This is a genomic window from Caulobacter sp. DWR2-3-1b2, from assembly GCF_049896345.1.
In the GTDB taxonomy this organism is placed as follows: domain Bacteria; phylum Pseudomonadota; class Alphaproteobacteria; order Caulobacterales; family Caulobacteraceae; genus Caulobacter.
Genome location: NZ_JAFCUC010000004.1, coordinates 195376 through 219771 on the forward strand (window position 1 = coordinate 195376; position 24396 = coordinate 219771).

The 24396-nt window shown below is 66.7% G+C and carries 26 protein-coding genes and 1 pseudogene; 9 read left to right on the plus strand and 18 right to left on the minus strand.

Features of this window, described 5'->3' with window-relative positions; translation table 11 throughout:
- Positions 1 to 121: 121 nt before the first annotated feature.
- Together ACP694_RS12760 and ACP694_RS12765 are read right to left on the minus strand one after the other, a co-directional pair.
- Entirely contained in the window at positions 122 to 586 is a 465-nt protein-coding gene (locus ACP694_RS12760) for a DUF4112 domain-containing protein (protein WP_426012912.1), read from the minus strand.
- Between the two features lie 45 nt (positions 587 to 631).
- The gene (locus tag ACP694_RS12765) at positions 632 to 1093 is read right to left on the minus strand and encodes a DUF4112 domain-containing protein (protein ID WP_426013261.1); all 462 of its coding nucleotides are present in this window, start codon (positions 1091 to 1093) and stop codon (positions 632 to 634) included.
- Between the two features lie 195 nt (positions 1094 to 1288).
- Between ACP694_RS12765 and ACP694_RS12770 the strand changes: the two genes are divergently transcribed.
- On the plus strand, positions 1289 to 1606 hold the full coding sequence (locus ACP694_RS12770) for a heavy metal-binding domain-containing protein (protein ID WP_426012914.1): 318 nt from the start codon (positions 1289 to 1291) through the stop codon (positions 1604 to 1606).
- Between the two features lie 62 nt (positions 1607 to 1668).
- Here the strand turns inward: ACP694_RS12770 and ACP694_RS12775 are convergent, their stop codons facing one another.
- The 3 genes from ACP694_RS12775 to rlmJ all read right to left on the minus strand — a co-directional run bounded on the left by ACP694_RS12775 (position 1669) and on the right by rlmJ (position 4481).
- Positions 1669 to 2289, minus strand: coding sequence for a hypothetical protein (locus tag ACP694_RS12775; protein ID WP_426012915.1), 621 nt, complete (start codon positions 2287 to 2289; stop codon positions 1669 to 1671).
- Between the two features lie 78 nt (positions 2290 to 2367).
- Complete coding sequence (gene chrA, locus ACP694_RS12780) at positions 2368 to 3663, minus strand: chromate efflux transporter (protein ID WP_426012917.1); 1296 nt, start codon at positions 3661 to 3663, stop codon at positions 2368 to 2370.
- Positions 3660 to 4481, minus strand: coding sequence for a 23S rRNA (adenine(2030)-N(6))-methyltransferase RlmJ (rlmJ, locus tag ACP694_RS12785; protein ID WP_426012919.1), 822 nt, complete (start codon positions 4479 to 4481; stop codon positions 3660 to 3662). Before rlmJ ends, chrA begins: the two co-directional genes overlap by 4 nt.
- 81 nt (positions 4482 to 4562) lie before the next feature.
- Between rlmJ and ACP694_RS12790 the strand changes: the two genes are divergently transcribed.
- Both ACP694_RS12790 and ACP694_RS12795 read left to right on the plus strand, forming a co-directional pair.
- Positions 4563 to 4790 (plus strand): DUF2945 domain-containing protein, encoded by a 228-nt coding sequence (locus ACP694_RS12790; protein WP_426012920.1) that lies wholly within the window; start codon positions 4563 to 4565, stop codon positions 4788 to 4790.
- A gap of 2 nt (positions 4791 to 4792) precedes the next feature.
- Positions 4793 to 5851: a DNA topoisomerase IB gene (locus ACP694_RS12795; RefSeq protein ID WP_426012922.1), complete on the plus strand. Its 1059-nt coding sequence runs from the start codon at positions 4793 to 4795 to the stop codon at positions 5849 to 5851.
- A gap of 116 nt (positions 5852 to 5967) precedes the next feature.
- On the opposite strand, the pseudogene ACP694_RS12800 reads toward ACP694_RS12795, so the two are convergent.
- Positions 5968 to 6939 (minus strand): annotated as a pseudogene (locus ACP694_RS12800) (helix-turn-helix transcriptional regulator); the annotation flags it as partial.
- 83 nt (positions 6940 to 7022) lie between these two features.
- On the opposite strand from ACP694_RS12800, the gene ACP694_RS12805 reads away from it, so the two are divergent.
- From ACP694_RS12805 to ACP694_RS12815, 3 genes are all read left to right on the plus strand, one after another.
- Positions 7023 to 7367, plus strand: coding sequence for a hypothetical protein (locus tag ACP694_RS12805; protein WP_426012924.1), 345 nt, complete (start codon positions 7023 to 7025; stop codon positions 7365 to 7367).
- Positions 7368 to 7668: 301 nt separating this feature from the next.
- On the plus strand, positions 7669 to 8490 hold the full coding sequence (locus ACP694_RS12810) for a flagellin (RefSeq protein ID WP_426012109.1): 822 nt from the start codon (positions 7669 to 7671) through the stop codon (positions 8488 to 8490).
- Between the two features lie 391 nt (positions 8491 to 8881).
- Entirely contained in the window at positions 8882 to 9703 is an 822-nt protein-coding gene (locus tag ACP694_RS12815) for a flagellin (RefSeq protein WP_426012926.1), read from the plus strand.
- Between the two features lie 56 nt (positions 9704 to 9759).
- Here the strand turns inward: ACP694_RS12815 and ACP694_RS12820 are convergent, their stop codons facing one another.
- From ACP694_RS12820 to ACP694_RS12860, 9 genes are all read right to left on the minus strand, one after another.
- Positions 9760 to 10308: a GNAT family N-acetyltransferase gene (locus tag ACP694_RS12820; RefSeq protein ID WP_426012928.1), complete on the minus strand. Its 549-nt coding sequence runs from the start codon at positions 10306 to 10308 to the stop codon at positions 9760 to 9762.
- A 322-nt stretch (positions 10309 to 10630) separates the two neighbouring features.
- Entirely contained in the window at positions 10631 to 10831 is a 201-nt protein-coding gene (locus ACP694_RS12825; protein WP_426012930.1) for a hypothetical protein, read from the minus strand.
- Positions 10832 to 11067: 236 nt separating this feature from the next.
- Entirely contained in the window at positions 11068 to 11454 is a 387-nt protein-coding gene (locus tag ACP694_RS12830; protein WP_426012931.1) for a Rieske (2Fe-2S) protein, read from the minus strand.
- Positions 11451 to 12458, minus strand: a complete 1008-nt coding sequence (locus tag ACP694_RS12835) for a fumarylacetoacetate hydrolase family protein (RefSeq protein ID WP_426012933.1) — start codon at positions 12456 to 12458, stop codon at positions 11451 to 11453. Before ACP694_RS12835 ends, ACP694_RS12830 begins: the two co-directional genes overlap by 4 nt.
- A 24-nt stretch (positions 12459 to 12482) precedes the next feature.
- The gene (hmgA, locus tag ACP694_RS12840) at positions 12483 to 13772 is read right to left on the minus strand and encodes a homogentisate 1,2-dioxygenase (RefSeq protein ID WP_426012935.1); all 1290 of its coding nucleotides are present in this window, start codon (positions 13770 to 13772) and stop codon (positions 12483 to 12485) included.
- Between the two features lie 184 nt (positions 13773 to 13956).
- A complete protein-coding gene (gene hppD / locus ACP694_RS12845; RefSeq protein ID WP_426013262.1) occupies positions 13957 to 15024 on the minus strand; it encodes a 4-hydroxyphenylpyruvate dioxygenase in 1068 nt (355 codons plus the stop codon).
- 22 nt (positions 15025 to 15046) lie between these two features.
- Complete coding sequence (locus ACP694_RS12850) at positions 15047 to 16168, minus strand: pyridoxal phosphate-dependent aminotransferase (protein WP_426012937.1); 1122 nt, start codon at positions 16166 to 16168, stop codon at positions 15047 to 15049.
- Between the two features lie 830 nt (positions 16169 to 16998).
- A complete protein-coding gene (locus ACP694_RS12855) occupies positions 16999 to 17610 on the minus strand; it encodes a DUF3885 domain-containing protein (RefSeq protein ID WP_426012939.1) in 612 nt (203 codons plus the stop codon).
- A gap of 153 nt (positions 17611 to 17763) precedes the next feature.
- Positions 17764 to 19365: a peptide chain release factor 3 gene (locus tag ACP694_RS12860; RefSeq protein WP_426012941.1), complete on the minus strand. Its 1602-nt coding sequence runs from the start codon at positions 19363 to 19365 to the stop codon at positions 17764 to 17766.
- Positions 19366 to 19570: 205 nt separating this feature from the next.
- Here ACP694_RS12860 and ACP694_RS12865 point away from each other — a divergent pair, with 205 nt between their 5' ends.
- Positions 19571 to 19723, plus strand: a complete 153-nt coding sequence (locus tag ACP694_RS12865; protein WP_426012943.1) for a hypothetical protein — start codon at positions 19571 to 19573, stop codon at positions 19721 to 19723.
- 19 nt (positions 19724 to 19742) lie between these two features.
- Here ACP694_RS12865 and ACP694_RS12870 read toward each other — a convergent pair whose 3' ends face one another.
- Positions 19743 to 20123 carry a hypothetical protein gene (locus ACP694_RS12870; RefSeq protein WP_426012945.1) on the minus strand — a complete coding sequence of 127 codons (381 nt, stop codon included), beginning with the start codon at positions 20121 to 20123 and terminating at the stop codon, positions 19743 to 19745.
- A gap of 235 nt (positions 20124 to 20358) precedes the next feature.
- On the opposite strand from ACP694_RS12870, the gene ACP694_RS12875 reads away from it, so the two are divergent.
- Positions 20359 to 21054, plus strand: a complete 696-nt coding sequence (locus tag ACP694_RS12875; RefSeq protein WP_426013264.1) for a 2OG-Fe dioxygenase family protein — start codon at positions 20359 to 20361, stop codon at positions 21052 to 21054.
- Between the two features lie 111 nt (positions 21055 to 21165).
- Here ACP694_RS12875 and ACP694_RS12880 read toward each other — a convergent pair whose 3' ends face one another.
- Positions 21166 to 21507: a DUF1491 family protein gene (locus ACP694_RS12880; RefSeq protein ID WP_426012947.1), complete on the minus strand. Its 342-nt coding sequence runs from the start codon at positions 21505 to 21507 to the stop codon at positions 21166 to 21168.
- Between the two features lie 69 nt (positions 21508 to 21576).
- Here ACP694_RS12880 and ACP694_RS12885 point away from each other — a divergent pair, with 69 nt between their 5' ends.
- A complete protein-coding gene (locus ACP694_RS12885) occupies positions 21577 to 22473 on the plus strand; it encodes a hypothetical protein (protein ID WP_426012949.1) in 897 nt (298 codons plus the stop codon).
- Between the two features lie 139 nt (positions 22474 to 22612).
- Here ACP694_RS12885 and ACP694_RS12890 read toward each other — a convergent pair whose 3' ends face one another.
- Entirely contained in the window at positions 22613 to 24337 is a 1725-nt protein-coding gene (locus ACP694_RS12890; RefSeq protein WP_426012951.1) for a sensor histidine kinase, read from the minus strand.
- Positions 24338 to 24396: the final 59 nt, after the last annotated feature.

Sequence of the window (24396 nt, forward strand, 5' to 3'; positions counted from 1 at the left end):
TCGCGATCCCACGGCCAATGGGTACGGCGAGATCAACGAGCTCAATCGCGACGGCGAGGTCGCGCCCCTTTCCGGATTTGACGGTCAAGGTTGCCGACCTGCCGACCTGCCGACTTAAGCCCTACCGCTTGTCCGCCTTCACCTTGCGCTTCTTGCGCGTCTTGATGTCGATGTCGTCGGGCAGACCGTGCTTGGACTCGATGTCCTTCTGCAGCGCCTTGGCGGCCATCAGGTGGCCGGGGAACAGGGTATCGACCGCCCAGCCCAGCATCGGCACGGTGTCGGACAGGTTGTCGGCGGCCAGATAGGCGGCCATCCGGGCCATCGTGGCGGCAGAGGCTCTGGCTTGCATGGCGTGGTAGAGCAGCACCCCGCCCGCACCCAGGCCGTAGGCCAGACCCACGCCGGGCACCCAGGCCAGAACGCCGTCCAGGCCAATGCCGAAGGGGCCAATGCCGATCAAGCGATCGGACAGGCGCTTGATGGTCTCGGCGTGCCGCCAGGCCTGATGGGCCTTATGGCGGTGGGAGGAAGGGCCTTCGTCGACGACGTAGCCCTCAAGGGTTTCGGCGGTGCGCTCGGTCATGTCAGTTCAACGCGCCTCTACGAACTTGGTTGTCTGAACGCCAAACTAGCCCAGAAACACGACACGGCGTTTTTCCTTGCCGGCCCGAATTCGCTCCAGAAGGTCGCGATATTCGGCAGTGCCCTGGACATCCTTGCGCGTGCCCTCGAAATAGATCGTGTCGTCCATGTGCTTGGTCAGCATGTCGGCCGACCACTTGTGGCCGGTGAACAGCATGTCGGCGATCTTGCCGGCCACCGGCACCGCGCCGGCGACGGTGTCGATCAGGATGATGGCGACGATCTGCACCACGATCATCGGCGCGGCGCGCGCTCGCACGGCGTCGATGACGATCAGCCCCCCGGCTCCCAAGCTGTAGAGCTCGCCCGCCCCCGGGATCCAGGTCAGCAGGCCGTCCAGGCCGATGCCCAGCGGCCCAATCCCGACCACGTTGTCGGACAGCTTCTTCACCCGCTCGACGTTGTTGCGGATATTGTGAAGATCCAAATGCGATTTGGCGAAGATCACCCGGCGGCCCCCAGCAGCGGAAGCGGTCAATCTGCCTTAACCACGGGCGCGCAGGAAGTGGTCAAAGCGCAGTTTCCCGCGTCAGGCGAAACCCCGATGCAAATACTTCGCGCCGGAAGGGAGCCCCTCGCGGATCAGCGGGTTTATGCTTAAGTTAACGGCGACGCGCCGATGGCGGCTGAGGGGGACTTACCGATGCTGATCTCGACCACCCCCTTTATCGAGGGCCGGCCGGTCCAGGATTACAAGGGCGCGATCTACGCCCAGTCGATCCTCGGCGCCAACGTGGTGCTGGATCTGATGGCGGCAATCCGCGACTTTATCGGCGGCCACTCGAAATCCTATGAGCGCGTGCTGGCCCGGGCCCGCGAAGACGCCATGAAGGCCCTCGTCAAAGAGGCCGAAAAACTGGGCGCCAACGCCATACTGGCCGTCGATCTCGACTACAACACCGTCGGCCCCAACGGCTCGATGATGATGGTTTCGGTATCCGGGACGGCTGTCGTCCTTTAGCTAGCGCGGCAACGACAGGCCAAACCAACCGCTCACCCCGGCGGATGCCGGGATGAGCGGTATTAAAGAGCGGCCAGCCGCTCGGCTTGAGCTACCCAGGCGTCGCGCTCGGCGCGGCCCTTCAAGTTCAGCTGGTTATCGAACTTGGCCAAGTCCTTGGCGCTCCAGGCGGCGATCTCTGCGAACCGGGTCACGCCCAGCTCGGCCAGCGCCACCGCCAGCTTGGGGCCGATGCCGACCAGCAGCGTCAGATCGTCGGCGGTCGCCTCTACGGTCTCGACGGCGGCTTCGACCACGGGTTTGGCTAAAGCCTTTGCGGTTTCCATAGCTTCGGTCGTGGCGGCTTCGGCGGTATCGAGCGTCTGCTCCATCGCTTCAGCGACGGCCTCGATCACGGGCGCGGGTTCGACGGGCTCCGCCATCTCGACCGGGGCGAGGTCAAGCGCGGGCGCCTCGGTGACTGGGGCAATGACCGGTTCGGACCCCGGCGCGTTGAGCGAGGGCGCCATCAACGCCTCGACATTGACCGCCTCGCGCCAGCGCGCCGACCACCACCACCAGGTCGCGCCCGCCATGGCGGCGCTACCGAACATCAGCCACAGGGGCGAGGCGGCGGCGGCCAACAGATAGGAGCCTTTTCCAGGGTCGAGCTTGGCGGGTTCGGGCAGGAACGAGAGGGTCATGGCGCGGGCTCCAACAACCGTTTTGTTGCGGCGCAGCATAACACGGTTTCCCGTATCGCAAGCGCGAAAATCTTGACCCTAGGTCAAGCCCGCAGCGCCCAGCGCCAATCCAGCGGCCACCATCACGGCGACCACCGCCAACACCGGCATGCGCAACGCCAGCACCAGCCCGCACGCCAGGCCTGTCAAGCCGAGCGCCCCGAGATTGAGGCTGGCCAGGTCCGGAAGTTCAGTGCGCAGCGGTCCCCAGGTCTTCACCCCGCCGACCCTGAACAGCAGGTGGATGGCAAACCACACCGCCAGGTACGCGATCACGCCGACAGCGGCGGCCGAGACCAGGGCCAGGGCCCGTGCTGGCCTGGGCTTGGTCCTCAGCCGCTCGACGAACGGACCGCCGGCGAAGATCCATAGGAACGACGGGGCGAATGTGGTCCAGGCGGCCATCAAACCCCCGGCCAAGGCGGCGAGCCAGGCCCATCCTTCCGGCGCGGTTTGGTAGCCGCCGACGAAGCCGACGAACACGAAGACCAGCACCAGCGGCCCCGGCGTGGTCTCGGCCAGGCCCAGGCCGTCGAGCATCTGGGTTGGGGTCAGCCAGCCATAGGACCCCGCCGCCTGGCCGACATAGGCCAGCGCCGCATAGGCTCCGCCGAAACTGACCACCGCCAGCGTGCTGAACACCCCGCCGATCCGGACCAGGGGCGATCCCGGCGCGACAGCCAGCGCCAGCGCCACCGGCGCGAGCCAGACGGCAAGGCAGATCACGGCCGTGCGCCAGGTGGGCCGCGCGTCCACCGCGTTGGGCTCCGCCTCGACGACCGGGCCGCCGCCCAAGGTCAAACCGGCCGCGCCGGCGGCCAGGATGATCAGCGGGAACGGCAGGGCGGTCGCAGTCAGGGCCAGGAAGGCCAGGCCGGCCGCCCACCATCCCGCCGCGCCCTTGATCGCCCGGCTGCCCATGCGGATCACGGCCTGCAGCACCAAGGCCACCACGGCCGCCTTCAATCCCAGCAGAGCCGGTCCGGCCCAGGCTTCGCGGCCATGGGAGACGTACAGGGCCGACAGCCCGAGCATCACCAGCAGGCCCGGCAGCACGAACAGCAGCCCCGCCGCGATCCCGCCGCGCACGCCATGCAGCCGCCAACCGAGCCAGGTCGCCAATTGCTGCGCCTCGGGTCCGGGCAGCAGCATGCAGAAGCTGAGGGCGTGGGCGAAACGCGCCTCGTCGATCCAGCCGCGCTGCTCGACCACCTCCTTGTGCAGCAGGGCGATCTGGCCGGCGGGGCCGCCAAAGCCGAGACACCCAACCTTCAGCCAAACCCAGAACGCTTCACGGAAGGTGGGGCGGAAACTGGGGCTGGCCGATGGCGTCACGCGCGCCAGATCCTCGCCTTGGCGCCGACGTCGCCGAGATTCCCGGCCAACCAGGTCGTGGCCTCGGTGATCGCCGCTTCCGTGGACTGCGGCGCGCCGACCATGACCATCGCGCAACCGTTCATCTTCATCGGGTCCGTCAGTGGGCGAAGGCGCAGTTCGGCAGCTAGCGCGTCGTTGGTGACGGTTTCCATGGCGCGCATGAAGGCGTCGAAGGTTTCCAGGTCCTTGAGCGGCATCCAGGCGGCGATCACCGCGTGTCGGTCCTTGGCCAGCACCGCCTTGGTCGTGGCGACGATCTGGGCGTAGTCGTCGCTGCGCTCGAACGGCGGGTCGATCAGCACGAAGGTCCGGCCGCCCTTCCCCGCCAAGGCCGCGGCGGTGGCATAGCCGTCATCCTTGATCGCCTCGGCGAAGGCGTAGGGCTTCACGGTGCGGCGCAAGCTGTCGAACTCGTCGGGCCGCAGCTCGCAGGCGGTGTAGCGGTCGGTCCTGCGCAGGCCGCCGGCGATGAGCAGCGGCGAGCCAGGATAGAGCGAACCGTCGCCGCCGCCGTTCAGCGCCTTCACCGCCGCGACCAGAGGCGCCAACACCGCCGGGACGTTCTTCATCGCCAACAGCCGACCAATCCCCGCCGCCGCCTCGCCCGACCGCAGGGCCATCTCGCCGCCCAGGTCGTAGGCCCCGGCCCCGGCATGGGTGTCGATCACCGACAGCGGACCGTCCTTGGCGGTCAGGGCCGCCAGCAGCGCCAGCAGGATCGCGTGCTTCTGCAGGTCAGCGAAATTGCCGGCGTGGAAGGCGTGTCGGTAGTTCATATCTGGCGCGTCGCTCCCGGAACCGACGATCCGTCTATCACGTTGGCGAATAAACAAGACCGCACGATAGGGGAGCACGCCATGGCGTCGCATTTTTCGAAGGGCGACAAGGTCACCTGGACCTGGGGCGCGCACAAGGCTCACGGCCAGGTCGCCGAACGCTTCGAGCGCCGGGTCCAGCGCACCATCCAAGGCGAAAAGATCGTCCGCAATGGCAGCCGCGCCGCGCCGGCCTATCTGGTCACCCAGGAGGACGGCGGCCAGGCGTTGAAATCCCAATCCGAACTGCATCCTTCAAGGAGCGAGTGACCATGGCCCGCGACATTGCGGAGACGACCCCCGCCGAACGCACCCTGCTGGCCTATGTCAACGACCAGGAGCAGGGCCTGCGCCGCGTCGCCGACGGCAAGGGCTTTTCCTATGTCGATGAGGACGGCAAGACGGTGACGGACGAGGCGACCCTCGACCGCATCAAGGCCCTGGCCATCCCGCCGGCCTGGACCAGCGTCTGGATCTGTCCCGACGCCAACGGCCACATCCAGGCAATCGGCCGCGACCAGAAGAACCGCAAGCAGTACCGCTACCACACCGAATGGCGGGCCGACCGCGACGCGCGCAAGTACGACCGCATGTCCGACTTCGGCCGCTCCTTGCCCAAGCTGCGCAAACGGGTCGAGCGCGATCTGGCGCGTCGCGGCCTGCCGCGCGAGAAGGTGCTGGCCGCCGTGGTCAGCCTGCTGGAACTGACCCTCATTCGGGTCGGCAACGACGTCTACGCCAAGCAGAACAACAGCTTTGGCCTGACCACCATGCGCAAGCGGCACCTGAAGCTGAACGGCGGCGGGGCAGTCTTTGAATTCGTCGGCAAGAGCGGCAAGAAGCACAAGACCGGCTTTCGCGACCGCCGTCTGGCCCGCATCGTCGCCGCCTGCCAGGAACTGCGCGGCCAACGGTTGTTCCAGTATTTGGATGACGACGGTCAACGCCGGGCGATCGAGAGCAGCGACGTCAACGACTACATCCGGTCCGCGTGCGGCGACGAATTCTCGGCCAAGGACTTCCGCACCTGGTACGGCTCGCTGGCGGCGCTGGAGGCCCTGGGCACCAGCCCGGCGCCGGCGACCCAGACCGAGGCCAAGCGCACGCTCAACACCTGCGTCAAGGCCGTCGCCGGCCTGCTGGGCAATACCCCGGCGGTGTGCCGCGCGGCCTATATCCACCCCAAGGTGCTGGAAGCTTTCGAGACCAGCCAACTGCCAAAACGAAAAGCCTCGTCGCCGAGGGCAATGGAGCTCGCGCTGCTGCGGCTGGTGGCGTCACAAAATCCTTCGCCCCTTGCGGGAGAGGGTGGCGGCTCAGCCGTTGAATGAGGGGTCGCACCGACCCCGAAACCGCGAGCGGCGCCTCAGTCTGCAGCGGAGTCGGTTTTCGACCCCTCCGTCGGCCTTAGGCCGCCACCTTTTCCCGCAAGGAGAGAAGGAAGATCGTGCGCCTTCAGCGCCGCCTTCAACTCCTCGACCATCAAGGCCTTCAAGCCCGCCGGCGAGACGATCTCCACCGCGTCACCCCAGGTGAAAAGGTGCCAGGCGAGCTCCCGCATGCCGCTTGCCCGGAAGGCCACGCTCACGGATCCGTCCGGCTCGCGCGACACCACCTGGCTAGGGTGGAAGCGCCAGCGCACGGCGTCGTCGGCGCGGCTGGGGCCGATGCGCAGGACCACGTCCTCGATGTCGCCGTGATAGATCCCGAAGCTCTCGGCGGCGAAGGCCGGCAGCGAGAAGTCGGCCGGCGGGGGCGCCGGCTCGTCGAGCACGCCCACGGCCTCCATGCGGTCCAGCCGGAAGGTGCGCGGACGGGGGTCCTTGCCCTCCACCGCCACCAGATAGTTGCTGTGACCGAAAAGGATGCCCAGCGGCGTGACCTTGCGGGTCCGGCCCGGCGCGCTGCCGCCCTCGTAGCGGAAGGACAGGGCCTGCAGCGCCTTGACGGCCGTGCGGATGGCCCCCAGGACCTGGGCGTCCTCGAACGGACGGGGGCCCGGATGGATGGCGATGGTCTCGGCCTGGATCAGGGCTTCGAGATCCGGAGCCACCCGGCGGCGGGCCGAGCCGCGCAAGGCAGACATCAGCTTGCGCTCCAGAGCCTGCAACGACGCGGCCCGCCCGGCCGCTCCCCCCGCAGCGTAGCTGTCGGCGGCGGTGCGCAGTGCGGCCAGTTCCTCGGCGGTCGGTGTCTGAAACAGGCTGTCCAGACCAGATGGGATGCGGAAACGCTTGGTGGGCGGATCGTCGATGGCTTCCATCTGCGGAAAGGCGGCCCAGACCGCGTCGCGCATCCGTTCGGCGGTGCGTCGCCCCACCTCCATCGCGCGGGCCATCTCGTCCAGGGTCATGCCCTCGGACGAGCCAGCCAGCATCCGGGCGAGGTCCAGCAGTTTGGTCGCCTTGTCGTGCCGCATGGCGAAACCAATACGACCGTTTTTGTCGCAACGCATCCTTAAAAGCAGAGTCCAGCAACTCGCGCCGTCTCGGAGCCTCGATCATGAACCGTCTCGCCTGCCAGGACTGGCACACCGCCCCGGTCAGCGCCGCGATGATCTCGGCCGTGCTCGACTTCGCTGACATCCATCGCGATCTCGGCGGCGGCCGCACCCTGCTGAGGCTGAGCCCCGAGCGGGTGTTGCGGGCCGACATCATTCTGCTGCTGGGCCGCGACGCCGAGCGCGCCGCCGACGTCGGCCTTGTCTGGAACGACCGCGAGGACCAGATCGTCCGGATCATCGACGACGCAGCCCTCCGCGTCACTCGCCAAGCCACGTGGGAAGACGCCTTCGACCTTTTCGACCACGACGACCGCGACCAGACGCCGCATCGCCTGAGCGCCTGAGCGCCTGAGCGGAACGTCTGGACGTTTGGCCGCAGCGAAAAACAACCCGAGGAGGCGGCCGAAAGATAAGGTCGAGAAAATACCCCAGTTTTGTATCAAATCTTTCGACAACGCGACAGATCGACACATGTACCTTAGGTTTTATATATATTGACCCGACACAAATACCCGCGACGACAGATCTTGCCGGTTCCAACAATTCCTCTTCATAGCTCGTAAACCGACATCGACCATTCTGGTGGCGAGCAAAACGCTCCCGGCAGTCAAAATGACGTCGGATGCCTTGAATAGGACGACGACCATGGGTCTCAATAGCATCAACACGAACTCGGGCGCGATGATCGCCCTGCAAAACCTGAACACCACGAACTCGGAACTGCAGGTTACGCAACAACGCATCAACACCGGCAAGAAGGTCGGTAGCGCCAAGGACAACGGCGCGATCTGGGCGACCGCCAAGGTCCAATCCTCGTCCGCCTCCTCATTGAACGCCGTCAAGGACTCCCTGCAACGCGGTCAATCGACGATCGACGTGGCCCTGGCCGCCGGCGACACCGTCACCGACCTGTTGGGCAAGATGAAGGAAAAGGCCCTCGCCGCGTCCGACACCTCGCTGAACACCGCCTCATTCAACGCCCTGGCCGCCGACTTCACCTCGCTGCGCGACCAGATCACCAAGGCTGTCACCAACGCCAAGTTCAATGGCGTGAGCATCGCCGATGGTTCGACCACAAAGCTGACCTTCCTGGCCAACTCGGACGGTTCGGGCTTCACCGTGTCGGCCAAGACCATTTCGCTGGCCGGTCTGGGCATGAGCGCGACGTCGACCTTCACCACCGCCGCGGCCGCCAAGACCATGATCGCTACGGTCACCAACGCCCTGGGCACCGCGGCCAACAAGCTGGCCTCCTTGGGCACCAGCTCCACCGGTCTCGACACCCACCTGACCTTCGTCGGCAAGCTGCAAGACAGCCTCGACGCCGGCGTCGGCAACCTGGTGGACGCCGACCTGGCCAAGGAAAGCGCCAAGCTGCAGTCGCTGCAAACCAAGCAGCAACTGGGCGTGCAGGCGCTGTCTATCGCCAACCAGTCGTCCTCGTCGATCCTGAGCCTGTTCCGTTAATCGACGGCCTTTTGCGTTCATCATACCTTTGGGGGCGGGTCTTCGGACCCGCCCCCTTTTTCGTGCCCCAGAGTCTAAATTTCAACAACGACAGCCTGGCCGCTACAGGATTTAGTCCACTCGTGGCGATGCGCCACCAAGGATCGATTTTGAGTCTCTCGTGTAAAGTGTAGAGATTTATAGTTATCTCTTGACCGAGAGTTCGCCAAGGCTGCTCGAAATAATAGAATCGATCGGCAAGTGTTAATGCCTAACGCGGCGTTAGCTACATCCCAAAAATAGCTGCGACATTTTTACAATATCGAAAGCATGACCGTGGAGAGTGGGCCCCGAGCAAAACGCTCCTGACTGTCAAAATGACGTCAGACACCTTGAATGGGAACTTGCCGAAATGGCTTTGAACAGCATCAACACGAACTCGGGCGCGATGATCGCCCTGCAAAACCTGAACACCACGAACTCGGAACTGCAGGTTACGCAACAACGTATCAATACCGGCAAGAAGATCGGTAGCGCCAAGGACAATGGCGCGATCTGGGCGACGGCCAAGACCCAGTCGAGCACGGCCAGCTCGCTGAACTCCGTCAAGGACTCGCTGCAACGCGGTCAATCGACGATCGACGTGGCCCTGGCCGCTGGCGACACCGTCACCGACCTGCTGGGCAAGATGAAGGAAAAGGCCCTCGCCGCTTCCGACACCTCGCTGAACACCTCGTCGTTCAACGCCCTGGCCGCCGACTTCAACTCGTTGCGCGACCAGATCACCAAGGCCGTGACCAACGCCAAGTTCAATGGCGTGAGCATCGCTGATGGTTCGACCACCAAGCTGACCTTCCTGGCCAACTCGGACGGTTCGGGCTTCACCGTGTCGGCCAAGACCATCTCGCTGGCCGGTCTGGGCATGAGCGCGACGTCGACCTTCACCACCGCCGCGGCCGCCAAGACCATGATCGCTACGGTCACCAACGCCCTGGGCACCGCGGCCAACAAGCTGGCCTCCTTGGGCACCAGCTCCACCGGCCTCGACACTCACCTGACCTTCGTCGGCAAGCTGCAAGACAGCCTGGACGCCGGCGTCGGCAACCTGGTGGACGCCGACCTGGCCAAGGAAAGCGCCAAGCTGCAGTCGCTGCAAACGAAGCAGCAGTTGGGCGTGCAAGCTCTGTCTATCGCCAACCAGTCGTCCTCGTCGATCCTGAGCCTGTTCCGCTAAGTTCAGCGTACCGCGTAAGCGTAAGGAAAGGGCGGGTCTTCGGACCCGCCCTTTTTCTATGCGCGCCCGATAGGCGTCAGCGTCTTGCCCATCCGCACCAAGGGCACCTCGACCCCGCTGGAGGTTGGCGCGGCGAAGCGCTCGATCTCCTGGTACCCGCAGGCCCGGTATAGCGGCTCGCCGGCCAGGGTCGCCGCCAGTTCGCAGCGCGAGAACCCCTCCCCCGCCGCCGCGCCTTCGCAGGCTTCCAGAATCAATCGGCCGACGCCCTTCCGCACGTGATCGGGGTGGGTGTACATCGCCCTCACCCTGGCCGCGTCCCGGGCCGGATCCAGCAGCGCGGCGTCACGCCCCGCCGAATGATCGCCGCCGAACAAGGTGGCGCGCCGGCTCCAGCCACCGCAGCCGGCCAGCACCCCGTCATCCTCGACCACGAAATAGGTGCCGTCGGCCACCAGTTGGCTGTCCAGCCCCATGACCTCGAACGAGGCGGCCACGCCATCTGGGGTCAAAAACGGGGCCAGCAGTTCACCGATCGCCGCGTTCATCAGATCGCGCAAGGCGGGTAGGTCCTCGGGGACGGCGAGACGCAGGTTCAGACTCAAAGCGGATCGCTCCTTTGGCGCGGGCCAGCTTGGCCGCTCGAACGGTCGCCTCCAAGCCCGAAGCCGCGACAATGGCGCCCTTGGCGAAATTCTTTTATGACAACGTTGTCACAGCCAAAAGAATGCGCTACAGAAGTCCCAGCCTTTCTGGGCGTTTCCTCCTATCCCACTTTGGGCCGTCTTCCGCTCTCCTGCGAAGGCGGCCTTTTCTTTGGGCGCTAGAGCATTTTTCGAGCGAAGTGGTTGCGGTTCGCGTGAAGAAAAATGCGTCAAAACAGAAGATTAGAGCTCACGGCCTGACGCAGTCAGGTCGGGAAATGCTCTAGGCGCGGCGGCCGAGACGCGCCAAGGCGCCCACCGCCCCGGCCGCGAACAGACCGCTGCGCCAGGCGCTCTCGCGATCCGGCGCCAGGCCGCAGGCGGCGACCCTGGCGTCGAAATCCATCACCTGCCAGGTCCAGGCGTCATTGCCCGCGTGGATCACCACCGCGTAGTCGCGCACCTGCATCTGGTCGTAGGCCATCTCATCGCTCCTTGATGACGCGTGTCACCAAACTGAAGCGGTCGTGTCGTCCCCCGATGCCGGGGGTTTCCAGGGCGGGCGGAGGGAGCGTGGGGGTTTGGTGCAGAACTTATAAATGTTGTCATCCCGGACAAGCCCGCAGTGCGCAGATCCGGGACCGACGCGTGAACGCAGGGGCTTCCGGCGGTCCCGGATCAGCGGCCCTGCGGGCTTGTCCGGGATGACAGGCTTGGAAGCTACCCCGTCACGACCCGCCCGCCCTCGACCACCACCGGCCAAGGTGACAGCCGCGCCCCGACGCAGGGTCCGCCGACGCAGGCCCCGGTCTCGACCTCGAACAGCGCCCCGTGCCAGGAGCAGGCGATCAGGCCGCCGTCGTCGGTCAGATAGCGGTCCAGCACCTGGGCCAGGGGCAGGCCGGCGTGCGGGCAGCGGTCGACATAACCGAACGCCGCCCCGCCCCGGCGCACCACGAAGCCGTGGAAGCGCTTGTCGCCGATCTGCAGGACATAGTTCCGCGCGCCCGGGTCGGCGATCTGGTCGAGCGGGCCGAGCTTCACCCCGGCCGGCGTCGTCCACACCCGACCGCCAGCCCTGGCGTCCGGCGCGGTCTCTTGGCTCAAACGCGCTCGACCGTCTGTTCGATGGCGCCGAAGATCGAGTGGCCCTTGGCGTCACGCATCTCGATGCGGACCATGTCCTCGCCCAGAAGGAAGGACGTCTTGGCCGCGCCGCCCAGGAGGGTCTCGACCGTGCGCAGCTCGGCCAGGCAAGAATAGCCCAGCCCCCCCTCGGCGATCGGCTTGCCGGGTCCGCCGTCTGCGCCGCGATTGCTGACCGTGCCCGAGCCGACGATAGTGCCCGCCGCCAGGCCGCGGGTCTTGGCGGCGTGGGCCACCAGGGTCGCGAAATCGAAGGTCATGTCGACGCCGGCGTCAGCCTTGCCGAAGTCCTTGCCGTTGAGGGTGACCACCAAGGCGCCGTGCAGCTTGCCGTCCTTCCAGGCCTCGCCCAGGGCGTCGACCGAGACGGCGACTGGCGAGAAGGCGCTGGCGGGCTTGGACTGGACGAAGCCAAAGCCCTTGGCCAGTTCGCCGGGGATCAGGTTGCGCAGGGAGACGTCGTTGCAGAGCATGACCAGGGTGATGGCGGCCAGGGCCTCCTCGCGGGTCGCGCCCAACGGCACGTCGCCGACGATCACCGCCACCTCGCCCTCCAGGTCGCAGCCCCAGGCGGCGTCGGCCAGCGGGATGGTGTCACGCGGACCGAGAAACCCGTCGGAGGCCCCCTGGTACATCAGCGGATCGGTCCAGAAGGTCTCGGGCATTTCGGCGCCCCGCGCCTGACGCACCAGTTGGACGTGGTTCACATAGGCCGAGCCGTCCACCCACTGATAGGCGCGCGGCAAGGGGCTGGCGGCGTCATGCTCATGGAACCGCTCCAGCGGCACGCCGCCATCCTCGACGCTCAGGGCCAGGGCCTTGAGCATGGGCTCGCAGCGCTCCCAGTCATCGAGCGCGGCTTGCAGGGTCGGCGCGATCGTTCCGGCGTCGGTGAACCAGGCCAGGTCGTTGGAGACCACCACCAGCCGGCCGTCACGGCCGCCCTTCAGGGACGCGAGCTTCATGGGCGCTTCCTCTTCATTTTCTTGTTAGGGCAGGACGGCTTTGGGAAAGCCCATCCAGCAGGCGTCATAGTCGGCCTGAAGCGCGCAAGTCTCCAGCGCGAACTTCGTGGGGCGGATCACCCAGCGGCTTTCGAACATGAAGGCCATGGTCCCGTCGATCCTGTGCGGCTTCAAATCCGCCGCCGTCGCGCCCGCATGGCTGGCCACGTCGGGGCCGTGATCGCTCATCATGTTGTGCAGGGACGCCCCGCCGGGGCTGAAGCCGCCGGCCTTGGCGTCATAGGCGCCGGTGACCAGGCCCATGAACTCGCTCATCACGTTTCGGTGGAACCAGGGCGGGCGGAAGGTGTGCTCGGCCACCATCCAGCGCGGCGGGAAGATCACGAAGTCCACATTGGCCGTGCCGGGGATCTCGCTGGGCGCGGTCAGCACGGTGAAGATCGACGGGTCGGGGTGGTCGAAACTGACCGTGTTGATCGTGTTGAACCGCGCCAGGTCGTACTTGTAGGGCGCCAGATTGCCGTGCCAGGCCACCACGTCCAGCGGGCTGTGGTCCCAGGTTCCGGCCCACAGCCCGCCCTGGAACTTCTGGATCACCTGGGTGGGACGATCGACGTCCTCGAAGGCGGCGACGGGCGTAAGGAAGTCGCGGCTGTTGGCCAGGCCATTGGAGCCGATCGCACCCAGCTCCGGCAGGCGGAACATCGGGCCGTAGTTCTCGCAGACATAACCGCGCACGGGCCCATCGACCTCGACGCGGAAGCGGACGCCGCGCGGGATGACCACGATCTCGCCCGGCGCGGCGTCGATCAGGCCCAGCTCGGTAACCAGGCGCACCGCGCCCTGCTGGGGCACGATCAACAGCTCGCCGTCGGCGTTCTGGAACACCCGGTCGGTCATCGACGTGTTGGCGAGATACAGGTGCGCGGCCATGCCGGCTTGGGTCGCCACGTCGCCGTTGCCGGCCAGGGTTGTCAGGCCGTCCACGAAGTCCGTCGGCTCGGCGGGAATGTCGAGCGGGTCCCAGCGCAGGCGGTTGGGGGTCGGCTCGGCGACATCGAACGGGCCGCTCTTCAGGCGATCCTGGACGTAGGGCGCATAGGGACCATGGCCAGCGCTGGGCCGCAGGCGATAGAGCCAGCTGCGGCGGTTTTCATGACGCGGCGCGGTAAAGGCCGTGCCCGACAGCTGCTCGGCATAGAGGCCATAGGGCGGCCGTTGCGGCGAGTTCTGACCGACTGGCAGCGTGCCAGGCACGGCCTCGGTGGAGAAGTGGTTGCCGAAGCCGGATTGGTAGGCGGGCGCGTCAGTCATGCGGTTCTCACAAACACCCCCACCTCCCTTCATCCCGGCGAAGGCCGGGACCCAAGCCGAGCTCGGAAGCGATAAGCGGCGGTTCGATCGTTCTGGGCCAAGCCGAAATCCAGCTTCGGTCCCGGCCCTCGCCGGGATGAAGGGAAAGAGAATAGAACCCTTCCCGCGCCGCTCGAAAAGCCCCCTAGGCCTCGACGGTAATCACCCCACGCCGAATCTGGTCCAGCTCGATGCTCTCGAATAGCGCCTGGAAATTGCCGTTGCCGAAGCCCTGATTGCCCTTGCGCTGGATGATCTCGAAGAAGATCGGCCCAAACAGGTTCTCGGTGAAGATCTGCAGCAGCAGGCCTTCCTCGCCGACATTGCCGTCCAGCAGGATACGGTTCTTGCGCAGGCGTTCCAGATCCTCGCCATGGCCCGGCACACGCTTGTCGACCAGCTCGTAATAGGTCTCGATGGTGTCCTGCAGCTTGACGCCCCGGGCCCGCAGCTTCTCGACAGTGTCGAAAATGTCGTCCGTGGTCAGGGCCAGGTGCTGGATGCCCTCGCCCTTGTACTGGCGCAGGAATTCCTCGATCTGGCTGTGGTCGTCCTGGCTCTCGTTGAGCGGGATGCGGATGGCCTTGTCGGGCGCGATCATCGCTTGGCTGAACAGGCCGGTGGCCTGGCCCTTGATGTCGAAATACTTCTGCTCCTCGAAGCCGAAGACCTCGCGATAGAAGGTCGACCAGGTGCGCATCTGGCCGCGCTTGACGTTGTGAGTCAGGTGGTCGAGCAGGTCGAGGCCGACATTGTTGGCCGCTTCCGCTTCCGCAGCGCCGGGCACGGCGTCCCAGCTCGCGAACACCGCGCCTGGGCCTTCGACCAGATACAGCATCGAGCCGCCGATGCCTTCCAGCACCCGCGCGCCCTCGCCCAGCACGGTCGCCGAGGCGTCGGCCGCGACGGCCCCGCGCTTCAGGGCCTCGGCATAGGCGGCTTCCACGTCGGCGACGCCGAACGCCATGCCGTTGGCCGAAGGGCCGTGCGCCGCGCGGAACGCGGCGACCTGGCCGGCCGGCTCGTCATTGACCAGCAGGCTTATCCTGCCTTGCTTGTAGCGGGTCACGGCCTTGGTCGGATGGGTCGAGGCGGGCACGAAACCCAGTTGCTCGAACAGCGCCTTCATGGCGGCCGGCTCGGGGCTGGTGAACTCGACGAAGGCGAAGCCGTCGAGGCCCAACGGGTTTTGGGGCGGGTTTTCAGCGGTCATGGTCATGGCGTTGTCTCCGGAGTCAGAGCGCAAGGGCGGCCGGCAGGGCGGCGATCAGGCGGTCGTTGTCGGCGGGGCGGCCGATGGTGATCCGCACCCAGCCGCCGGGCACGGGCGTGGGCCGCACGATAAGCCCTTCCCGAAGCAAACGCATGGCGGTCGCTTCGGCGCCGGCCGGGCTGCGCAGGAACACGAAATTGGCCGCGCTCCGTGTGCGCTGCACGGCCATGGCGTGCAGTACGGCCTCCACGCGGCCACGCTCGGCGATCGTCAGGGCGACGGTTTGGTTCAGGTGCTCCTGGTCGTCCCAGGCGGCCAGGGCGGCGGCCTGGCTGATGGCGGCGACGTTGAACGGCGGGCGGATGCGATCGAGGTATCCGACCAGCTCCACCGACGAGCAGATGCCGTAGCCGACGCGCAGGCCGGCCAGGCCATAGGCCTTGGAGAAGGTGCGGCCCGAGACCCAGGTCCCGCCCCAGGCCTTCAGCAGGGCCAGGGTGTCGAAGGCGGCGTGATATTCGCGATAGGCCTCGTCGACGAACACCACGGTCGAGCGCGGGGTGACGGCCAGGATCTCGGCCATGTCGACGCCGCTCATCGCGTTGCCGGTCGGGTTGTTGGGGGTGCACAGCACCATCAGCTTGGGACCCTTGGCGGCCTCGAGCTTGAAGGCCTCGACGTCGAGGTCGAAGCTTTCGAGGCGCGGCACGTCGATGAAGCTGGCCTCGGCGCAGGCCCCGAAGATTCCATAGGCCGGGAAGGTGGGCGCGCTCAGCAGGATGCTGTCGCCGGGGTGCAGCACGGCGCGGAACAGGTAGTCGATCAGGGCTTCAGAGCCCGGGGTGACGACGATCCGGCCGGCGTCGATCGCCAGGCGCTGGCCGATCGCGGCGCGCAGGGTCTCGCAATAGGGGTCGGGATAGATCTCGGGGCTGGCCAGGGCGGCTTGCACGGCGTCGGCGACCTTGGGGCTGCAGCCCAGCAGGTTCTCGTTACTGGCCAGCTTGGACAGGTCGGTGCGGCCGGCGCGGCGGGCCGCTTCGGCCAGGGTCATGCCGGCCTTGTAGGCGACGACGCCTTCCAGGGCGGGACGCACGGGCGAGGAAACGGCGGGGGCCAGGGACTTTTGATCGACAACCAGCATAGCCGTGCTCCGGTACAGGATAGGCCGGCAGGATAGGGCGTCCGCTATGGCGGGGTCTGGCGATGATGACGATCTCATGGCGTTTAATGGTCATTTTATGCCGACTCAGTGGTCCATTTCGGACCTTTGTGACGCCTCCGGGGACATGCCCTTGCGGCGTGTCCCCGTCCGGAAACCCGGCGGGTTGAGAAGGCGCGGAGCGGCCGGGCCAAGCCCGGATGACCGTGGGTTTAGAGTTTGCGTTTCGGCGTGGACCGACCGCTTCGCGAAACCGTTTGTCTCGAGGGACGACGATTGAGGGCTTGTTTCATCCCGATCGTCGTTCCCCCTCGGACGGGCAGGATCAAAGTCGCCCGGAAGGGGCCGTCAGCGACTCCGACAGATCCTGGAACAGACCGGTTTGAACGTCCCGGCCCCGTCGACCCGCGCAGATCCCGGCGAGGTTTTGATGGGCGGCGGATTTCTCCAGACCCATGCCTGCCCCACGCGTGGCCCTGCACGGCCCCGCTCGGTTCCATCTCCATCGCCGCTTCGGGTCGGTATCAAGCGCCCTCCTCCGCGACGGAGACGGGGTCCAGTATGAGGCCGTGGTGGGTGCGCCAGCGGTTGTGACGCTGATTATTTTATAGGGCGTTGAATTTGTTGGGGTTTGGGGTGAGTGATTGTGGGGATGGAGGGCGCTCTATCCTCTCTCCGAGAGGGAGAGGGTTCAACAAAGGCGGCCCGGTACCGCTAAACATGGACCGCGCAGCCGCATCCGGGGCGGATGCGGGCGGTCGCCGGAAGCAGACATTACGAGCGTCCGCGAAGGGCGGGAAGCGGACGCTGCGTCAGCCTTCGAAGGCCTCTGCCATCCTGGAACGATCGTAGTCCAAGAGCCAGTTGTCGAACTGCTGGTAGAGTCCGGATGTGGTTTCCTTGGCGATGGAGGTGACCTCCATACCCCGGTCGTCATAAGCGTTGACCGACACACCTCGCTCTAGGTCGACAAGTTTGGACATGACCGGCGCTTGCGGCATGACGCCGATGTCATGCGCAACTTGGTTCCAGAGCAAGATGTCGGCTTGATCCCAAGTCAGCCTTACAGCGCGGTGCAGCCAAGGTTCAGCCTCATCGTCGATCGTCTCATCCTGCCAGCGATAACCGCTCCAAGTCGCTAGGTTGGACTCGGTCGGCACTCCCATCTCTTCGAGGTGTCCGAAGGCCGTCCCCTTTGTCCAGCCACGCCGCTTGGCTCCCAATTCTCGTTTGGGATCAGGATAGGCAGCGATGACACCAACCAGGTTGTCTGTGGGCAGAGCCGCACGGGCTAGAACGCGTGCGCGATCGTAGCTGCTCGTGAACATCGTCACGTAGGAGTCACCCTGGTTTAGCTCAAATCGGAGCCGATAGGGTGAGGACCACAGGTCTCGCTCCCAGTCAGGTCCAAAGGATAAGGTCATCGTTGTTCTATAGGTGGCGTAAATAAGGTCAGCAAAGGGATCGAAAGCCGGCTTTAGGATTAGTGCGCATAGTTGACGTCTAGGACCTCCATGGGCGGCGTCTAATGAGGGACACACCCGCACTTTCCCCCCTCACCCGCTACCCCCTACCCCCTACCCCCGCTCCTTCGTTCGCTCGAACCGCACCTTTGGGAACCGCTCGGTGACATAGCCGATTTCCCACGACGACTTGCCCAGAAATACCGGCTGGTCGTCGATGTCGTGGGCCATGGCGGTGCGGTGCTTGTTGGTGAAGTCCTCGACGTCGGCGCGGTCGCCATTGACCCAGCGGGCCTCGGAATAGGGGGCGTTCTCGAACAGGCAGTCGAGGGCGTATTCGTTGGCCAGGCGGTCGGCCATGACCTCGAACTGCAGCTGGCCCACGGCGCCGACCACGAAGTCGGAGCTGCCGATCATTGGCCGGAAAAGCTGGGTTACCCCTTCTTCTGCCAGGCCTTCCAGCGCCTTTTTCAGGTGCTTGGCCTTCAGCGGATCGCGAACCCGAACGCGGCGCAGGATTTCCGGGGCAAAATTGGGCAAGCCGGCGAAGCGCAGGGTTCCGCTCTCGGACAGGCTGTCGCCCACCCGCAGCACGCCATGGTTGGGGATGCCGATCACGTCGCCGGCGAAGGCGTCCTCGGCCAGTTCGCGGTCGCTGGCGAAGAACATGATCGGCGCGTTGACGCTCATGGCCTTGCCGGTATTCTGGGCCTTGAGCTTCATGCCGCGCACGAACTTGCCGCTGGTCAGCCGCAGGAAGGCGATGCGGTCGCGGTGGTTGGGGTCCATATTGGCCTGGACCTTGAACACGAAGCCCGAGACCTCCGGATCGCCGGGCGCCACATGGGTGTCGACGCCGCTCTTGTTGACCTTGGCCGCATGCGGCGGCGGGGCGTAGGCGCCGATGCCGGCCAGCAGCTCGTTGACCCCGAAATGGCGCAAGGCCGAGCCGAAGAACACCGGCGTCATGTGGCCCTCGAGGAAGCTCTTGACGTCGAACGGCTTGGCGGCCTCGGAGACCAGCATGGCCCCCTCCTCCACCTCCGACAGCTCCTCTGGGTCGAGATACTGGACGATGGCGTTGGACTTCAGCGACACGGCGGCCGGGTGGCCCTCGTCGTCGGTCGAGCTCTTCTTGGCGTAAGGGATGAAGGTCTGGCCGCGCAGGTCGAGCATGCCCTTGAAGCGTCCACCCGAACCGGCCGGCCAATAGAGCGGCGCCGGATCGAGGGCTAGCTTCGAGGAGACCTCGTCCAGCAGCTCGAACGGGTCCTGGGCCTCGCGGTCCATCTTGTTGATGAAGGTGATGATCGGGATGTCGCGCAGGCGGCACACTTCGAACAGCTTCAGGGTCTGGGGCTCGATGCCCTTGGCGGCGTCCAGCACCATGATCGCCGCGTCGGCGGCCGTCAGGGTGCGGTAGGTGTCTTCCGAGAAGTCCTCGTGGCCCGGGGTGTCGAGCAGGTTGAACATCAGGCCATCGTGGTCGAACGTCATCACCGAGGCCGAGACCGAGATGCCGCGCTCGCGCTCGATCTTCATCCAGTCGGACTGGGTGCGGCGAGCCTGGCCGCGGGCCCGCACCGCGCCGGCCGCCCGGATCGCCCCGCCGGCCAGCAGCAGGTTCTCGGTCAGGGTGGTCTTGCCGGCGTCAGGGTGGCTGATGATCGCGAAGGTGCGGCGGCGCGCGGCCTCGAGGGCGAGAGAAGTGCTCATCAGCGGGGGTTAGCGCTCCGGCGCGCCGTTGTCACCTTCCCCGGGCGTCCGATCGGCCGTTTCCGACGGAGCTGCGGCTGCGTCAAACCATACCGCTTGCACGAAAACTCTCATATGACCCTAGGCAGCCTAGGGTTTTCGGATCATGCTGATTTTACGGCGATAGCTCCCCTGTAGAGGGACGGCCGCGAGTGAGGAAACGACGATGGCTATGGTTCACGACCCGCGCCACCAACGCGGCGCATGCACCCCTCAAGGCACGGCCCTGTGCCTCGGCGTCGCGGTGGCGGGCTTGGTGCTGGCCGCAGTGGCGCTGAGCTGGCTGATAGGGCTGATAGGGCTGATCGGCTTGCTCTAGCCGGCCCCAAAAGACCAGCCTAGGCCGCCAGGCGTCGCCAGACCTGACGGTCGGCTTCCAGATTGCTGAGCGCGCCGGTCTTCTGCCGCTCGAACAACGACCCCATGATCTCCGGCCCAAGCTGGGCATATCGCACCTGCACCTGATCAACCAGGCAACCGCGCGACGGGGCGATGAACAGCGCGGCGTTGATGTCCGGCATCTTGGCGATGATCAGGGTGGCCAGGCGTCGAGCCTTCTCCAGATCCTTGTGATGCAGCAGGGGCTCGGTGGCGTAAAGCTCCTGACCCAGCTTACCGACGTAGTTCAGCGACACCTTCGCGAAACGCTCGCGGGTGATCGGCGGGGCCGGTTCGGCCGCGTCGAGGCTGAGGACGACGTCGTTGAGCAGAAACAGCATCGGAACCTTGAAATCACCGGGCGGCGGCTGGGATCGGGGCGTTCGGGGAGAACCGCGTCATCCTGCCTCTGCGGGCTTTCGTTCCGGTTTAGGAGCAGGGTTAACAACCTGGGAAGCCTGGAAATCCCCAATCGCGCCGGCGCCGAGCCCGGAACCAAGGCTTGGCGACCCCGCCTCGGCGCCCCATGTGGAAGCTTCGCCCTCGCCGGAGCCGCAGCACTTGATCCCATCCCCGATCACCACCGCCCTGCGCGTCGCCGGGTTCTGTCGCGTGTCGCCGCGCGAGACCGACGCCCTGCTCGGCCGGCCCGCGGTGGCAGGCTGGGACGCCTTCGCCGACAGCTGGAATGATCTCGGCCTGGACCGCTTCATGGCCGACGGCGGTCGCTATCGGCGGCGGCGGTTCGCGGCCTTTTCGGCGTCGCCGGAGCAGATTGTGCGCAAGCCCCACCAGCCGCACTATCAGAGTCGCGACCACAACGGCCTCAATGGCGGAGTGCAGCGCTGGTTCGCGCCAATCGACGACGCCATCGCCGACCATCCGGTGACCCAGGCTGTGATCGGCGCGGGCCTGGCGCTGTTCCATCCGCTAACGATGGATCCGCCCAAGGCTTGGCACGTCGAGCTCCACCAGTTCCGGATCGAGGCCGGCGATGGCGAGGCGGGGCTGCCCACGCCCGAAGGCGCCCATCGCGACGGCGTCGATTGGGTGATCGTCATGCTGGTGGATCGCCACAACGTGGCCAGCGGCGTCACCGACATCTACGCCAATGACGGCGCCCGCCTGGGCAGCTTCACGCTGGAGCGCCCGCGCGACACGGTGTTCCTCGACGACCACCGCGTGCTGCATGGCGTAACGGCGATCCGCCCGCTCGAACCCGGCGCGCCGGCGCGGCGCGACGTGCTGGTTGCGACCTTCCGGCGGGAGTAGCAGACTGCTAGAGCATTTCCCGACCTGACTGCGTCAGGCCGCGAGCTCTAATCTTCTGTTTTGACGCATTTTTCTTCACGCGAACCGGAAGCACTTCGCTCGAAAAATGCTCTAGGCGGCCGGATCGGCCTCCACCGGCTCGGTCAGGAAGTGGCGGCCTTCGCGGTCCTCGATCTCGATCACCCAGATGTCGGGATCGATCCGGGCGGCGCGCTGCGTATAGGCGTCCAGGTCGGGTTCGAAGTCCGAGCGGACCGGCTGCATCCAGAACCGCTCGCCGTCGCCGCGCGTCGCCTCGCCATAAAGGCGCGCGGTGTTGGCGCGCCGGTCCACGGCCTTGACCAGCACCGCCCCGGCGCGCGGGTCGCCCTTGCGCGTCACCATGGCGAAGGCCCCACCCAGCTCGGCGCGGCGGATCAGGGCCCCGACCCAGATATCCGTGGAAAGTAGCATCGCTAACCGAACCGCAACCTCGGCGCCCTAAGGCTGCCTGCTGAAACCGCTCTCGCAGAATACGAGACCATGACGTCGAAGACCAAGACCCTTGAGGGTTTGACGGCGCGGTGGCCAGGGATTTTCGTCGCCATCGCCGCGCTCGGCGCGGCGACCGCCGTCCAGGCCGCCACCGCCGCCGACCAGCTCTATGAACGCACGCTGATGACCTCGGCCGACGCCCGCTGCCGGCTGTTCAAGCCCGGCGTGGGTTCCGCCCTGGACGCCGCCCGGGCCCAGGCGCGGGGCGCGACCCTGCGCTCGGGGGCCAGCGAGGCCCAGGTCACGGCGCTGGAGGCCCGCGCCCAATCCAAGGCCGGCGCCGCGCCCTGCAATTCCCGCGACCTGACAACCGCCGCCGACCGCGTGCGCAAGGCCTTCGACGGCTATTCGACCATGTTGCGGATGACCTATCCGGGCGACCGCGCCACCTGGCAAGCCGACCGCTCGGTCTCGGCGACCATTCCGATCTGGCGGCTGTCGCAGCCGGCCGGCTTTGGCGCCGATCGACTGGTGTTCGGCCTGGAGGGTCGCGCCAACCAGATGCGGGCAGTGGTTGTTTTCGCCGACGCCGCCCAGCCCTACACCGCCCGCCTGGTGCTGCGCGACACGCTGCGCACCCAGGGCCCCTATCTGAACGCCCGCAACGCCAAGGGGCTCGCCGCCAACGCCGCTCCCCGCAACGCCAGCCGGGTGTTCGGCGCCGAGACCCGCGACAGCGCGCCCGTCACCCTGCTGCCGGCCGGCGCGAAGACGGGCTTGTCATTCCGCTTTCCCCGCGACGCCATCGACGCCATGAGCCGGCTGGACCCGCGCGAAGCCGCGACGCTGGAATTCGTGTTCACCGGCCGCGCGGGACAGGACGTGGTGCGGCGGGCCTATGTGGAGGTTGGCGATTTCGCGGCGGGGCGGGCGTTCTTGCGGTAGGCGCTCCGGCGGCGAACACTTGCCCTCTACGGATCGCTTCGCGATCGTCTTCCTCCAGAGGGGGAAGAGCTCAAGGCTCCGCGCCCATGGGGGCGGACAGACCGCGAAGCGGTCAGGTGGGGGCAAGTGTGTGAGCCGCCTACCGCGGCGGTGCGAACTTCACGACGTTGGGGCCTAGTTCAGGCTCGGCTTCGGGCTCGGCCATCGGCTCCAGGGTCGCCGGCATCGGCCGTGACGCGTGCAGCAGCACCGGCATGCGCACCGAGACGCTGGTGCCCGCGCCCATCCGGCTTTCCACATGCATCTCGCCGCCATGCAGCTTGGCGAAGGCGCGCACCAGCGACAGGCCAAGGCCCGTGCCCATGGCCCGCTGGTCGACACCGCCGGCCTGTTCATAGGGCCGGCCCAGGCGTTCCAGGTCTTCGGGACTGATGCCAACGCCGGTGTCGGCGACCACCAGCTCGAACTCACCGTCATGGCCGTCGGCGGTGACCGTCACCTGGCCGCCGCGCGGGGTGAACTTCAGGGCGTTGGACACCAGGTTCAGCACGATCTGCTTCAGCGCCCGACGGTCGGCGTCGACCTCCAGCTCGCCCGGCGGCAGCACGCCGCGCAGCTGCACGCCAGCCGCGTCGGCCTGGACGCGCATCAGCCGCATGGCCGCCGTTACCGCCTCGCGGGCGTCGAATTCGCCACGCGTCAGCTCGAACCGCTCGGCCTCGATCTTCGACATGTCGAGCACGTCATTGATCAGGTCCAGCAGGTGGCGGCCGCTCTCATGGATCAGCTCGGCATATTCGCCGTAGCGATCGGTCAGCGGGCCGAACATCCGGGCCCGCATGATGTCGGAAAAGCCCATGATGGCGTTGAGCGGGGTGCGCAGCTCGTGGCTCATGTTCGCCAGGAAGCGGGCGCGGCCGGCGGCCAGGCTCTCGGCCTCGGCGCGGGCTTGCTGCAAGGCGGTCTCGCGGGCGCGCTCGACGGTGGCGTCGCGCATGACCCCGACCAGCAAGGCGGGAGAAACCAGGCGCAATTCCAGGCTGACCGTGCGGGCCGGATCCAGAAGGGGCGCGAACGAGACGCTGGCCTCGCCGGCCTCGAGCGCGGCGGCCAGGGCGGCGCTGACCTTTTGGCGATCCCCGGCGCTGGCGACCGTGACCAGGCCTTCATTGACCAGATTGACCGAGCCGACGCCGCGCGGCGCCACGCCGCGCAGGGTCTTGATCCGGCCGATGCTGTTGACCACCAGCAGCAGCTGCGGCGCGCCATCGACCAGGGTCTGCAGCGTGTTGAGTTCAACGAGATGGCGGCTGTCGCGTTCTCGGGCGACGCGATGGGTGAGAATCAGGCCGGACGCCAGGCCCACCCCCACCGTGGCCACGGACAGGAAGCCGAGAATGAAGGCCAGCGGCCCTTCTGGCGCGGCGGGCGCCAGGCCGGAAAGCTGGGTCAGGGCCGCCACCGCGCCGCCAATCAAGGCCAGGCTGGCGCCTTCGGCCAAGCGTCTGGGGGACGACAGGGTCGAGGCGGCCGCCACCGGCGCCAGGATCCAGGCGCTCATCGCGCCCGAAACGCCGCCCGTGACGATCGCCGCGCCCGCGCCGCAGGTGGCCCACAGCACCAGGATCAGGGATTGCAGGCGCTCGTCCCGCCGCTCGCCGACGGCCAGGGCCGCCAGGGCCGGAACTCCTCCGGCCGCCAGGGCGAGCCAGACGTACAGGCTGGTGGCGTCGGTGAAGGCCGCCGCGCCCGCCGCCAGAAACACCGCCGCCAGCCAACCCAGCCGCCACAGATAGGCCGCGCCAAAGCCACCCGTCGCAGACAGGGGCCGGCCGTTCGGGATCTGGGCGCCGTCAATGGCCAAGGCCGCGAGAATCCCTCTTCGCTGTTTCTGGTCGTCAAAGCTTAACGCGGACCGGGCGC

Excerpts from the sequence above, each read along its gene's own strand:
- ACP694_RS12760 (WP_426012912.1), bottom strand. The coding sequence starts at position 586 with ATGACCGAGCGCACCGCCGAAACCCTTGAGGGCTACGTCGTCGACGAA.
- ACP694_RS12770 (WP_426012914.1), top strand. The coding sequence starts at position 1,289 with ATGCTGATCTCGACCACCCCCTTTATCGAGGGCCGGCCGGTCCAGGAT.
- ACP694_RS12775 (WP_426012915.1), bottom strand. The coding sequence starts at position 2,289 with ATGACCCTCTCGTTCCTGCCCGAACCCGCCAAGCTCGACCCTGGAAAA.
- rlmJ (WP_426012919.1), bottom strand. The coding sequence starts at position 4,481 with ATGAACTACCGACACGCCTTCCACGCCGGCAATTTCGCTGACCTGCAG.
- ACP694_RS12790 (WP_426012920.1), top strand. The coding sequence starts at position 4,563 with ATGGCGTCGCATTTTTCGAAGGGCGACAAGGTCACCTGGACCTGGGGC.
- ACP694_RS12795 (WP_426012922.1), top strand. The coding sequence starts at position 4,793 with ATGGCCCGCGACATTGCGGAGACGACCCCCGCCGAACGCACCCTGCTG.
- ACP694_RS12805 (WP_426012924.1), top strand. The coding sequence starts at position 7,023 with ATGAACCGTCTCGCCTGCCAGGACTGGCACACCGCCCCGGTCAGCGCC.
- ACP694_RS12810 (WP_426012109.1), top strand. The coding sequence starts at position 7,669 with ATGGGTCTCAATAGCATCAACACGAACTCGGGCGCGATGATCGCCCTG.
- ACP694_RS12815 (WP_426012926.1), top strand. The coding sequence starts at position 8,882 with ATGGCTTTGAACAGCATCAACACGAACTCGGGCGCGATGATCGCCCTG.
- ACP694_RS12825 (WP_426012930.1), bottom strand. The coding sequence starts at position 10,831 with ATGGCCTACGACCAGATGCAGGTGCGCGACTACGCGGTGGTGATCCAC.
- ACP694_RS12835 (WP_426012933.1), bottom strand. The coding sequence starts at position 12,458 with ATGAAGCTCGCGTCCCTGAAGGGCGGCCGTGACGGCCGGCTGGTGGTG.
- hmgA (WP_426012935.1), bottom strand. The coding sequence starts at position 13,772 with ATGACTGACGCGCCCGCCTACCAATCCGGCTTCGGCAACCACTTCTCC.
- hppD (WP_426013262.1), bottom strand. The coding sequence starts at position 15,024 with ATGACCGCTGAAAACCCGCCCCAAAACCCGTTGGGCCTCGACGGCTTC.
- ACP694_RS12850 (WP_426012937.1), bottom strand. The coding sequence starts at position 16,168 with ATGCTGGTTGTCGATCAAAAGTCCCTGGCCCCCGCCGTTTCCTCGCCC.
- ACP694_RS12855 (WP_426012939.1), bottom strand. The coding sequence starts at position 17,610 with ATGACCTTATCCTTTGGACCTGACTGGGAGCGAGACCTGTGGTCCTCA.
- ACP694_RS12860 (WP_426012941.1), bottom strand. The coding sequence starts at position 19,365 with ATGAGCACTTCTCTCGCCCTCGAGGCCGCGCGCCGCCGCACCTTCGCG.
- ACP694_RS12865 (WP_426012943.1), top strand. The coding sequence starts at position 19,571 with ATGGCTATGGTTCACGACCCGCGCCACCAACGCGGCGCATGCACCCCT.
- ACP694_RS12870 (WP_426012945.1), bottom strand. The coding sequence starts at position 20,123 with ATGCTGTTTCTGCTCAACGACGTCGTCCTCAGCCTCGACGCGGCCGAA.
- ACP694_RS12880 (WP_426012947.1), bottom strand. The coding sequence starts at position 21,507 with ATGCTACTTTCCACGGATATCTGGGTCGGGGCCCTGATCCGCCGCGCC.
- ACP694_RS12885 (WP_426012949.1), top strand. The coding sequence starts at position 21,577 with ATGACGTCGAAGACCAAGACCCTTGAGGGTTTGACGGCGCGGTGGCCA.